The 12,029-nt window shown below is 65.7% G+C and carries 11 protein-coding genes; 1 reads left to right on the forward strand and 10 read right to left on the reverse strand.

Annotation, left to right across the window (positions count from 1 at the left end):
- Window positions 1–4: 4 nt before the first annotated feature.
- Window positions 5–2,101 carry an outer membrane protein assembly factor BamB family protein gene (locus NL2_RS16070; protein WP_068076709.1) on the reverse strand — a complete coding sequence of 699 codons (2,097 nt, stop codon included), beginning with the start codon at window positions 2,099–2,101 and terminating at the stop codon, window positions 5–7.
- A 163-nt stretch (window positions 2,102–2,264) separates the two neighbouring features.
- Window positions 2,265–2,600, reverse strand: a complete 336-nt coding sequence (locus tag NL2_RS16075; RefSeq protein WP_068076710.1) for a c-type cytochrome — start codon at window positions 2,598–2,600, stop codon at window positions 2,265–2,267.
- A 304-nt stretch (window positions 2,601–2,904) separates the two neighbouring features.
- Between NL2_RS16075 and NL2_RS16080 the strand changes: the two genes are divergently transcribed.
- Window positions 2,905–3,672, forward strand: coding sequence for a TetR/AcrR family transcriptional regulator (locus tag NL2_RS16080; RefSeq protein WP_068076711.1), 768 nt, complete (start codon window positions 2,905–2,907; stop codon window positions 3,670–3,672).
- Between the two features lie 7 nt (window positions 3,673–3,679).
- Here the strand turns inward: NL2_RS16080 and NL2_RS16085 are convergent, their stop codons facing one another.
- From NL2_RS16085 to NL2_RS16120, 8 genes are read right to left on the reverse strand one after another with little or no spacing between them, the layout of a single operon-like run.
- Window positions 3,680–5,134, reverse strand: coding sequence for a pyruvate carboxylase (locus NL2_RS16085; protein WP_068076712.1), 1,455 nt, complete (start codon window positions 5,132–5,134; stop codon window positions 3,680–3,682).
- Between the two features lie 9 nt (window positions 5,135–5,143).
- A complete protein-coding gene (locus tag NL2_RS16090; RefSeq protein WP_068076713.1) occupies window positions 5,144–5,632 on the reverse strand; it encodes an acetyl-CoA carboxylase biotin carboxyl carrier protein in 489 nt (162 codons plus the stop codon).
- Complete coding sequence (locus NL2_RS16095; protein ID WP_068076714.1) at window positions 5,625–7,100, reverse strand: class I adenylate-forming enzyme family protein; 1,476 nt, start codon at window positions 7,098–7,100, stop codon at window positions 5,625–5,627. Before NL2_RS16095 ends, NL2_RS16090 begins: the two co-directional genes overlap by 8 nt.
- A gap of 14 nt (window positions 7,101–7,114) precedes the next feature.
- Window positions 7,115–8,254, reverse strand: a complete 1,140-nt coding sequence (locus tag NL2_RS16100; RefSeq protein ID WP_068076715.1) for an acyl-CoA dehydrogenase family protein — start codon at window positions 8,252–8,254, stop codon at window positions 7,115–7,117.
- Window positions 8,251–9,441 carry an acyl-CoA dehydrogenase family protein gene (locus NL2_RS16105; RefSeq protein WP_068076716.1) on the reverse strand — a complete coding sequence of 397 codons (1,191 nt, stop codon included), beginning with the start codon at window positions 9,439–9,441 and terminating at the stop codon, window positions 8,251–8,253. Before NL2_RS16105 ends, NL2_RS16100 begins: the two co-directional genes overlap by 4 nt.
- Window positions 9,442–9,444: 3 nt before the next feature.
- Window positions 9,445–10,242, reverse strand: a complete 798-nt coding sequence (locus NL2_RS16110) for an enoyl-CoA hydratase/isomerase family protein (RefSeq protein ID WP_068076717.1) — start codon at window positions 10,240–10,242, stop codon at window positions 9,445–9,447.
- 9 nt (window positions 10,243–10,251) lie between these two features.
- Window positions 10,252–11,091, reverse strand: a complete 840-nt coding sequence (locus tag NL2_RS16115) for an N-acyl homoserine lactonase family protein (protein ID WP_068076718.1) — start codon at window positions 11,089–11,091, stop codon at window positions 10,252–10,254.
- The gene (locus NL2_RS16120) at window positions 11,088–12,017 is read right to left on the reverse strand and encodes an OB-fold domain-containing protein (protein WP_068076719.1); all 930 of its coding nucleotides are present in this window, start codon (window positions 12,015–12,017) and stop codon (window positions 11,088–11,090) included. Before NL2_RS16120 ends, NL2_RS16115 begins: the two co-directional genes overlap by 4 nt.
- Window positions 12,018–12,029 lie beyond the last annotated feature (12 nt).

Genomic DNA, 12,029 nt, shown 5'->3' on the forward strand with positions numbered 1-12,029 from the left:
GCGCCTACTTGCCGCCCAGCTTGAACACCCACAGCCGGATCCCGCCATTGGCCGATTCCAGTTCGGGCGCCAGTGTCGAGACGAGGATGTCGACCGAATTGCCGCCGCCGGTGGTGACCGCGACATACTGTTCGCCATCGATGGCGAAGGTGATCGGGGTCGCGCTCGGCATCTGGTCGAGCCGCGCCTCCCACAGCACCGCGCCGGTGGTGGAATCATACGCCTTGAAGCTGCGATCGCGACCGCCGCCGAACACGACGTTGCCCGCCGTCGCCAGCGCGGCGGACGAGGTCGGCGCGCGCTGGCGGGTGTTCCAGCGCTGCGTCTTGCCGGCAACGTCGATCGCCATCATCCCGCCGATCTTGCCCGGATTGTTGCGCGGCACGTCCACGCCATAGCGGATGTCGAACGCCTCGCCCTTCATCCACATGTAGTTCATGCAATCGTTGAAGTAGGGCATGAACAACGTGCCGCTGCGCGGGTCGAAACTCGTCGGCGGCCAACTGCGCGCGCCGGTGGCGTAAGGGCACAGCTTCAACAGCACGTTGGCCTTGGGCTCCAGCGCGGGATCGGTGGTCTTGCGCCCGGTTGTCGGATCGATTTTCGTCACCAGCGTCTGCAGGCCCGAATCGTACGAGCCGATGTACTTGCCCGTGCGCGCATCGAGCATGTCGATGATGCCCAGCTTGCCCATGGTCATCACCGCGCGCTGGTGGCCGGTCTTGCCCGGCAGGTCGATGATCTGGCGTTCGAACACCCAGTCCATGTCCCACACATCGCGCTGCATGTGCTGGTAATGCCAGTTGAGCTTGCCGGTATCGGGGTTCAGCGCCAGCGTGCTGTCGGTATACAGCGCATCGTTCTTGCCCGTGCCCGGCGCCATCAGCGGCGCGATGTGATAGGTCTGGCCGGTGCCGAACAGCACGTTGTTGTTGACCGCATCATACGTGCCGGCCGCCCACACCGAAGCACCATTGCGCTCTTCCACCGGGGCGCCGTTCCAGGTGTCGCTGCCGGGCTCGCCCGGTTTGGGAATCGTGTAGAAACGCCATGCTTCCGCCCCGGTCGCGGCATCGAGGCCCACGATGAAGCAGTGACCCGGCTCCTCTGCCCCGGCGCAACCGGTGATGCCCTGGATGACCTTGCCTCGCACCACGATCGGCCCGCCGTTGATCCGCAGCGTCGCTCGCGGCTTTTCGATGTAGTGGTCCCACACCAGCTTGCCGCTGTGCATGTCGATCGCCAGCATGTGGTTGTCGATCGTGGGCACATACAGGTTCTGGCCATAGATCGCGATGGCGCGTGGCTGGGTGGCCGGGGCACCGAACATCGGGATCGTCACCGGGCGATCGTACTCCCACAGCAGATCGCCGTTCCTGACGTCGAACGCCTGCACATTGCCGTTGGAATTCACGAACAGCACGCCGTCGTGGACCAGCGGGGTGATCCCGTTCGATCCGTTGGTGAGCGCCGCCGACCATGCCAGCGTCAGCTTGCCGACATTGCCGGCATTGATCTTGGTCAGCGGACTGAAGCCGTAGCCATCGTCCGTCCGCCGCCATTGCAGCCAGTCGCCGTCGGGCGGATTGCGCAGCATGGCCTCGGTCACGGGCGAAAGACCGGCGAGCCTGCCAGCGCGAGCCTGCATCACCGCTTTCCACGTGTCGTCGTGATTGACGACCTGGTCGAGATTGCCGTCGGGCTTGGGCGCATCGGCTTCGCTGTGAAGCACGGGAGCGGAAGCCGCCGTGGTGCTGCCGTCGGTCGGAATACCGTTGGCCGCCGCGATGTGCGCGGCGATCGCCTGCGAAACGTCGGGCGTCAGACTGCCCGGCGCGGTCGGCGGCATGGTCTTGCGGATTTTCTGCAACAGCGCGTCATAGCCCGCCTCGCGCCACCGGGCAGCGAATGTCGCGCTCTTGAGCGAAGGCCCCATCGCCCCGCTCATGTCTGCGCCGTGGCAACCCGCGCAGCTGGCTTCATACAGCGACGCGGCGCTTGGCTTGTCCTGGCTGGCGAGCGGCCCGGCCCAGGCCGCACCGATGGCCATGGCCGCGATCACAACCGGCGCGCCCAACGACTTGCGCATGAACTTCGTCATCGTCGCGATGTCCCTCTCCCAAGAGCTTACAGGACGTGCCCGAAGCGGTCGATGCGGTCAATCGGCGATGGGACTTTTCCCGACGAATAGTCGAATCACACCACATAGCTTCGCAGGTGACGGACGGATAACGCCGGCCCGCGCGACAACGACATCGCAAGCGTCAGCGCAACCCGATCCGGTTCGCCGCCGCGATGCGACGCGCAATCGCGGTATAGGCCGCGGGCTTAAGACTACCCGCCTTGCCCAACGGCATCGTCGCGCGGATTCTTGCCAGCAGCGCGGCATATCCGGCGGCCTGCCAACGCGGCGCAAACGCTGCACCGGTCAGCGCCGGCCCCATGCCGCCATTCATCGCCACTCCGTGGCACGACGCGCAATTCGCTGCATAAAGCGACGCACTATCGGATTTTGACGGCGCGCCCAGCAGGGCAGTCGATGCAACCAGCAAGACGATGGGGGCAAAGCTGCCGAGCGCGAGGCGGACGTGGGTTTTCATGGCGGGATTGGTTCCTTCGACGCCGCACGCTAATGGCTTGGCTGCGTTGGACGCAATCTGAATCTGGCCGTTCGATCAAATGCGAAGACCGTCCGAACCGCATTCCAACGAAGTGCGATCGACGTATTTTCGGATAATTGCAACTTGCAGGTCCCGGATCGACTTCCTACTACGTTCGCATGAGCAACATAGACCCGAGCAAGTCGCTACTATCGCAAGGCAATTTTGCGTTACCTCCATACATGATCGGCCGCGACTTGATTGTGCCATACTGCGATGTCTCACCGGTTGTGGCGGCCGGATAATGCCCACCCAACTCGGACAGACCCAACTCGGACAGACTGTCGCCCCCGTCATTCCCGACACCGAACGGACCGACCTGTCGGACTGGGACCGGTTGCTCGATACGATCGTCCACCGCCCGCGCCGGGTCAGCGAGCGCAAGCAGGATCGCAGCAAGCGGACGCATCAGCAAATTCTCAACGCCGCACTGCGAGTGTTCTCGCGCGACGGAATTTCCCGGTCGCGCATTGCCGACATCGCCGCAGAGGCGGGCATTTCCACGTCCAACCTCTATGAATATTACAAGAGCAAGGAAGACCTGGCCTACGATGTGCCCAATATGCACCTCGGCTCGTTCTTCGAGGAATTCCGGCTTGCGGTAGCCGACAAGACCGGCGCGCGCGAACGCCTGCTGCTCTACCTGTCGATGTCGGCCGACTATGCCCGCGAACACGCCGAGTGGGCGCGCCTGCTCTACCTTGAAATCTGGCCGAGCGTGTTCGTCAGCGAATCCGAACTGCGCCACAGCATGGATGATTTCACGCGCGTCGTCATGTTCCTGGTGCGCCAGGGGGTCGAAGAGGGCGTGTGGTCGGCAGGCCAGAGCGCGTACGAAACCGCCGCCATGCTGGTGGGCAGCGTCAACCAGGTGATCATCACGTGGCTGCTCTACCGCCGCCCGCGCAACCTGACCAAGGCCGGCACCGAAATGACCGAACGCCTGCTGACGATGCTCGAAAATGAAGGTCGCGACAAGGCCGCCCCGCGCAAGCGCAAGGCTGCACGCTGACCACGCCCTAACGCCGCAGGCTGACGCTGAGCTCCGCCGTCCTGATCTCCACAACGGGCGAGCGCGCGAGTTCCATCAACTTGCGCACTTGCTCAAGCTCGGGGGTGGCCAGCAGCGGGTAGTCGCGCTTGACCGGGCCGGCGGCGCGCATCTTGTCGATATCGGCTTGCGGCAGGAACGCACGATAGATGAGTTCGTCCTCGTCGTCGGTGCCGTACTGCTGCTTCAGCGTCGCGATGTCGGTATCCTCGGGCGGATGGGCGAGCACGTCGCGCGCGCGCGGCGCGGCCATGATACGATCCATCACGTCGGCATCCACCGGCGCGACGGTCTTGCCATAAAACCCGGCGGTGTACTGGATGACCTCGTCGGGCACGGTGCCGTAACGCTGGCCGGTCACGACATTGAGCACGGCCTGGATACCGACCAGCTGGCTGAACGGCGTGGCCATCCCCGGATAGCCGAGATCGCGCCGTACCGCCGCCACTTCGTCAAGCACTTCGGGCAGCTTGTCCATCATCTTGTGCTGCGCCAGCTGGGCCTTGAACGTGCCCATCATGCCGCCGGGGATCTGGTGCTGGATCGAAAATTCGTCGTATTCGGCGTACTGGTCGACCAGATAGCCCGCTGCCTTGCCCACCGCGCGGAAATGGTCGGCAATCGGCTCGAACAGCGCTTCATCCAGCCCGTGCGTGTGCCCGCGCAACAGCACGTTGCGCGCCATGATCTCGGTCGACGGCACCGACGGTCCGTTGGCCATGGGCCGGCTGGCGGTGTGCACGACCGAAACGCCAAGGTCGATCGCATCGAGATAGGCCTTGGTCGACATGCCGAGCAGGTTGTTCGAATGGAATTCCAGCGGCTTGCCGTTGGCCGCCGTCACCAGCGCCGGGACGAGCAGTTGGAGGCGGTCCTTCTCCAGCACGCCGGCGGTATCATAGAGCAGGATCGAATCGACGTGCGGACTGTCGGCCAGTGCTTTGGCATTGGCGACGAAGAACTCATCCGTGTGGACCGGCGACAGCGCGAACATGATCGCGCCCGCCACTTGCGCGTTGGCTTCCTTGGCGACTTTGGCCAGCCGCAGCATGTTGTCGATCCCGAACAGGACGTCGTAGATCCAGAACGAGCGCACGCCGTGCGCGCACAGCCGCCGCACCCACAAGTCCATCAGCGCGGGCGGGGTGATCCCGAAGGTGACGTTGGCATTGGCGCGCAGCCCCGCGCGCACCGGCGTGCGCGGCATCGAGGCGACCAGCAGGTCGAGCCCTTCCCAGTAGTTTTCCTGGCAGAACCGGGTCAGCACGTCGAGCATGCCGCCGCCGGTCAGGTCGATCGTGGTGAACCCGGTGCGGTCGATCAGCGGGGACACCGGCAACGCCATGCCCGCGCGCATCCGCAAGCCCCACAGGCTTTGCTGCCCGTCGCGCATCGTCTCGTCGAGGAACTCAATATGCGCCATGGTGCGGCCTCACTCGGCTTCGATATAAAATAGCATCTGCCCGCCTTCGACCAGTTCGCCATCCTGCGCGACGATCCGGCGGACCGTGCCCGCGACAGGGGCCGTGACCGAGGTGAACAGCTTCATCACCTCGAGCAGGCACAGCTCGCTGCCCGCAGCCACCTGCTGGCCGAGTTCGACGAACGGCGCGGCGCCCGGCTTGGGCGAGCGATAGAACGTGCCGATGTTCGGTGCCGCCACTGCCGTCCATGCGGGATCGACGGGAGCGGTGTCCGGGCTTGCAGCAATCGTGGGCGCGGGCGTTGGCGCGGCGTGGGGTTCCGCCGCCCCGACCTGCGCCGTTCGCGGCGCGGCGGACACGTCTGCCGAAAGAACCGCCGCCCGATTGTGCGAAAACAGGATGCTCGTGCCGGGGTATTCGACGCGCAGCTCTTTCCAGCCGCCGGCATCGAACAGCCGCGTCAGCGCCAGCAGGTCGTGCGCCAGTTGCTCACTCATCGACCGGAACGCCCATCGCCTGGATCAGCCGGTCGCGCACCGAGCGGCGCAGGATCTTGTTCGCCCCGCTCTTGGGCAACTCGTCCCAGACATGCACCTGCCTGGGCCGCTTGACGCCGGACAGTCTGTCGCGGGCAAACGCCTCGATCGCGGCGGCATCGAGGCCCGGCGGACCGGCCACGACCGCGACGACCCGGTCGCCCCACTTCTCGTCGGGCAGGCCGACCACGGCGGCTTCGCTGACTCCGGGATATTCCATCAGCACGTCTTCGACTTCGCGCGGATAGACGTTGTAGCCGCCCGAGATCAGCATGTCGTTCTTGCGGTCGACGATGTAGAAAAACCCGTCCTCGTCCATCACCCCGATGTCGCCGGTGTGGAGCCAGCCGTTGCGAAACACCTTGGCGGTTTCCTCGGGCTTGTCCCAGTAAAAGGCCATGGTCTGCGGGCCGCGACAGACGATTTCGCCGCGCTCGCCCGGCGGCAGCGGCTGGTCGTCGTCATCGAAGACCGCCACTTCGACCACCGAGAACGGACGCCCGCACGATCCGATGCGGTCATGGTGTTCGGGGCGCAGATACGTGATCGCCATCGGACTTTCGGCCTGGCCGTAGCACTGGGCGAACACGCGCCCGAAGCGCTTTTCGGCACGGCCCATGACATTGGGCGAAATCGACGAGGCGCCGTACGAAATGATGCGGAACGCGGTCTTCGCGGTGTCGATCGCCGGATCGTCGAGCACCATGGCCAGCATCGTCGGCACGAGGAACGTGTAGGCCGCCTGCGTCGCCTCGGCCAGCGCGAGGTAGCCGGCGGTATCGAACTTGGTCATGATCACCGAATGCACGCCGCGGATCAGCGACGGCAGGAAATAGGCCCCGCCGGCATGCGCGACCGGCGCGCCGTGCAGGAAGATCTCGCCTTCGGCCAGTTCGGGGATGAGGTCCGAGAGGAACACCGAGGTTTCGACCAGATCGGTGCGCGTGGTCAGCGTCACCGCCTTGGATTTGCCCGTGGTGCCCCCGGTAAAGCCCAGCCGCAACGGCGCATCGAGATCACGATCCACCGCGCACGGCGCATCGCGGCCGGTGGCGATCATGTCGAGCAGTTCGTCGAACAGGATCGGCATTTCGACCGCGATGCCTTCGACGGAATCATGGATCACCGCGCGGCAGCCGCTGTAGCCGATCTTGTAGACATGCGTTTCAAGCGTTTCGCGCACGTTGAGCTGGACGCGGACGAGGCCGGCCTTGAACACCGCGTAATAGGCGATGAGGCAGTCGATCGAGTTGGGCAGCAGCACGCCGACCCGATCGCCCGGGCGCAAGCCTTTCGCGATGAGGGCATGGCCGAGCCGGTCGGTCGCCTGGTCGAACTCGCGGAAGCTGAGCGTGCGGCCGCCCTCGGTCAGGCAAGGCGCGTCCTTGAACTGGAGCGCGGCGCGGCGAATGATGGAACCGATCTGCACCGTGCGTGATCCTTCTAGGCGGCCGAGCGCGCCGCGCCGCTGTGCGGCTGTGCCATGGCTTCGAGCGTCAGCGCCAGCACGCGTTCGCGGTGGAAATCCGGATCGCCGAATGCCGCGCCCACGACCTTCGCCCGACGCAGGAAGCGGTGTAGCCCCAGTTCCCAGGTAAAGCCCATGCCGCCATGGACCTGGATCGAATCCTGGCAGCACCGCGCCGCGACATCGTTGCAATAGGCTTTGGCCAGCGAGGCGGCGCGGGTGGATTCCGCATCGCCCTTCGCCACGGCCGCCAGCCCGTAATACGCCGCCGCCCGCGCGGCTTCGACCAGCGTGTACATGTCGGCGCACTTGTGCTTGATCGCCTGGAACGATCCGATCGGGACATCGAACTGCACCCGTTCGCGCGCATAGTCGGCCGCGCGGCTCATCATCGCACCGGCAATCCCCAGCGCCAGCAAGGCATGGAGCGCGGCGGCGACGTCGAACAGGCGCGCCGCCGCCAGTTGCGGCGCAAATCCGCCGAGCAATGCGTCGGGCGCCAGCGCCACATCGCGCAAGTCGACACGGTGATGCCCGCAGGACGGATCGAGGCTTTCCTGCACCGTCAGCGTCACGCCGGGGGCGGTGCGCTCGACCATCGCCAGATCGACGCGGCTGCCATCGCCGTGCCGGACGGGGAGCAACAGCCACTCGCACCGATCGGCGTGGGCGACCAGCATCTTGGTGCCGTTGAGCCGACCCGCAGCCACGGTGGTCGCCATCGCGTGCGGATCGTATCCGGCGGCAGGCTCGAGCCAGGCCACCGCAACGCGCAACTCCCCGCGCGCGATCGCTGGAAGCCAGCGCGCCTGCTGCGCCAGCGTGCCGTGGCGAACAATGACCTCGCTGGCGGCCAGCGTATCGACGATTGACAGCGGCGCCAGCCGCTCTCCCAGTTCCTGCGCGATCGGGGTCAGGTCGGTCAGCGACAGGTCCAATCCGCCGTAAGCTTCGGGCACCAGCAGCCCGAACAGGCCAAGCTCGGCCATCGCCGCCCAACCGGCGCAGTCGTCCGCGCCGCGCGCTTCGTGCCCGTCGAACGGCAGCGCATCGGCCAGCGCACGCGCCACGACATCGTGGAGTTCGATTTGCTGCGCATCGAAATCATAGTTCATCGCGGCAACCCCAGGATGCGCTCGCCGATGATGTTGCGCTGGATTTCGGACGATCCGGAGTAGATCGAAAACGCGCGCGACTGGAGGTAGCTCAACTGGAAGCGCCCTCCCCCCACTGCCAGCGGATCATGGCCCGCCAGCGGCGCCAGCGGCCCCAGCGCGTCGATCGCGCGTTCGAAAAAGTCCTGCGCCACGTGGCTCCAGTACAGCTTGTTGGCCGACGCTTCGGCGCCGCGCGCCATGCCGTTTTCATACTGGCTGAGCTGGCGCAGCGCGCTGAGCCGCATGATGTCCAATTCGATCACCGACTGCGCCAGCTTCTGCCGCACATTCGCCTGCTCGATCACCGGGCGGCCATCGCGTTGCAGGCCGGACAGCGTTTCGAGCAGCAGTTCCAGTTCCTGCTTGAAGCGGATCTGGCGGCCCAGCGCATCTTCGGGACCACGCTCGTGCGCCAGCGTGGTCATGGCGATGCGCCAGCCGCCATTGATCTCGCCCACGACGTTTTCGACGGGCACGCGCACATTGTCGAAGAACGTCTCGTTGAATTCATTCTCGCCCGAAATCTGCTTGAGCGGGCGGGTCGATACGCCGGGCGATGTCATGTCGATCAGCAGGAAGGTCAGCCCGGCGTGCTTCTTGACCGATGGATCGGTGCGCACCAGCGCGAAGCACCACTGCGAATACTGCGCATAGCTGGTCCAGACTTTCTGCCCGTTGACCACGAAGTGATCGCCATCAAGTTCGGCCCGGGTGCGGACGGACGCCAGATCCGATCCGGCCCCGGGTTCGGAAAATCCCTGGCACCACACTTCCTCGCAAGCGATGATCCGGGGCAGGAAACGCTGCTTCTGGGCTTCGGTGCCATGCGCCAGCAGGGTCGATCCGGCCAGGTTGCGACCGATGATGTTGATGCCTTCGGGCACGCGGGCGCGCGCCAATTCTTCGGCATAGATCGCCTGCTCCACCTGGCTGGCATCGCGGCCGCCATATTCGCGCGGCCAGTGGATGCACGCCCAGCCACCGCGATGGAGCGTCTTTTCCCATTCGATGCGGAATTGCGCGCGCGCATCCTCGCCTTCCGGCTCGAACACCGTTTCGCCCCAGCCCGCCGGCAGTGCGCCAGCGAGCCACGTGCGCAGCGCGGTGCGGAACTCTTCTTCGGCAGGCGTTCGCGCAAAATCCACCGATCAGCCTCGCGCCGCTGCGGCGGCAAAGTCGGGCGCGCGCTTCTCGATGAAGGCCTGCACGCCTTCCTCGTATTCAGGCGTCAGGTAGGCCACCGTCTGCGCATAGCTTTCGTATTCGAGCATCTGGTCGAGCGTCGCCGAGGCCGACTTGTTGAGCAGCGTCTTGGTCATGGCGATGGCGGTGGGCGCGCCGGAGGCGATGCGGGCGGCCATCGCGCGCGCTTCGGCCAGCAGATCGTCATGCGGCACGACGTAATTGGCGATGCCCAGCGCCAGCGCTTCGGCCGCATCGACCTTGCGCGCGGTGAAGCACAGTTCCTTGGCGCGGTTGACGCCGATCACCCGCGACAGGAAGAACAGCCCGCCCAGATCGGGCACCAGCCCGACTTTCGCGAAAGCCTGGACAAAGCTCGCCTTTTCGCTGGCGATGATGAAGTCGCACGACAATGCGATGTTGAACCCGGCCCCGGCCGCCGCACCGTTGACCGCCGCTATCACCGGCTTTTCGAGGCGATAGAGCGGTTCGAGGACGTCCTTGAGGATCCAGCGATGCCTCGCCCGGCGTTGCAGCGGGGTCATGTCGGCCTTGCGCGCCTTCAGGTCCGCGCCCGCGCAGAAGCCCCGACCCGCGCCAGTAAGGATGACGCAGGCGACATCGCGATCAGCCGCGACCTGCGGCAACAGTCCTTGCAGTTCGGTGTACATCTCGTCGGTGGTCGCGTTCATCGCGTCGGGCCGGTTGAGCGTGAGCGTGCCGATGCGGTCGCTGACGTCGTAGGTGATCGTCTGGTAGCTCATGGTCGCCTTTCAGTCAGCGCCGGGCGGAGGAACATGGGCGAGGTCGTCGGCGGTGGATTCGGGGATCGCATACCATTGCTCGGGCATCCGCACGGGGATGCGGAAATCGTGCGCGGGCACGACGATGTCGCAATTGTCGAGCACCCGCTGCATCGCGCGCTGCCAGTCGCGCTCGCTCTCGCTGCGGATGTTGCCGGTGATGAATGCGCCGGTCAGCGACCGCTGCGGACGATCGGTCGCCCGCAGATCGGCGGGAAACCAGTAGCGGTAGTGGTCGCCCAGATCGGACACCAGCGCGACGCGGCCCTTTGCCGTGGTCACCACAACCACCTGCATGCCCTCGGTGTGGCTGGGCACGCTCAGCAGGCGGATGCCGGGCAGAAAATCGGTGTCGCCGTCAACCAGGCGAAGCTGCGCCGGGCGCTTGCGCTCGGTCAGGTTGGAGAGCGTCGATTTCCAGTAGTAAATCCGCTGCGACGGCACCGGATCGACCGCCGCCATCAGTTCGCCGCGCTGCACCACCACGCACGCGTCGGGAAACAGATCGAGATTGTCGGCATGGTCGAAGTGCAGGTGCGTCAGCAGGATGTGGCTGATGTCACCGGGGGCCAGCCCCTCCTTCGCCAGTTCCTCGCACAGCGCGGCATGGCCGCCGCGCGTTCCCGTCACCCGCAGCCGCTGGTGGACGGTGGCGATGTCCGCCATCCCGCTGTCGACCAGGATGTTCAGCCGCTTGCCACCAACATCGCCACGCAGCAGCCAGACATGCACCGGATCGCGCAGGAGCGCGCCACCATGCGGCAGGTACAGCTCACCGATACGGAGCGAGGTGACGGTCCACAGGCTCACGCGTCGATAACCTCGAACCGTTCGATGTCCGACACAGCGCCCTTGCGCTCGCCCTTGGTCCAGATCGCCCGCACCCGCGTGCCGGGCTTGATCGACTTTTTCGCGGATTCGAGATCGTCGATATCGATCATGTGGATCATCCGGGTCGAAGCGCCGTCGAGCACGATTTCGGCGTAGACGTACGGCACCGGTCGGGTTTGCCCATAGACTTCCATGTTGATGATCGAGCACGCGCGGATCGTGCCGGTATCGGCGCAGGCCTTCCACGTACCGGTGCGCTTGTGGGTGATGTCGTCGATCTCGCGCGGAGGCAGCAGCGCATCGTCGCCGCCCGAACCGCGCACGCCCATGACCCGGCCGCCCTCGCGGATTTCGTCGAACATCCGGCCGTAGTAGGGGCCGTAGGCATGCTCGTAGTTGAGCGCCATCGCGTAGGGGATGACCCCGAGCGGCTCCGCTGGCCCCACCAGCGGCTTTACCTCGCCCTGCGGCGCATCGGGTGCGGGAACGAAGCCTTCGATCGCCAGGATCGAGGTGCCCTTGTCGTCATCGCTCCACCGCGCGGCGACGCGCATGCCGACCGCGATCGCCGGCAGGTCGGCCAAAATGCGGTGCGGGAATTCATTCGCACAGCCATCGAGCCGGATCAGGCCGATGACATCGGTGCCGACCCGGGTGAAACCGGTCAGCGTGCCCGTTTCCGGTGCCTGGACGAGCGCTTCGGGTTCCTCGCCATCGAGCGACGAGAAGTCCTGCGCGGGGCAGACCACAGAGCCATCGGCAAACCGCGAGCCGACGATCCGCCGGTTGGGCATTTCGGCCAGGAACGTCCCCGCGCAGCGCCCCGGGGTCAGCGTATATGGCAGCGAGATCACGCTGTGGAACGTCGGCAGATCGATGGGAGAGGTATCCGGTGCATACAACATCTGCGTTCCTCC

Source organism: Novosphingobium lentum NBRC 107847, from assembly GCF_001590965.1.
Lineage (GTDB): Bacteria > Pseudomonadota > Alphaproteobacteria > Sphingomonadales > Sphingomonadaceae > Novosphingobium > Novosphingobium lentum.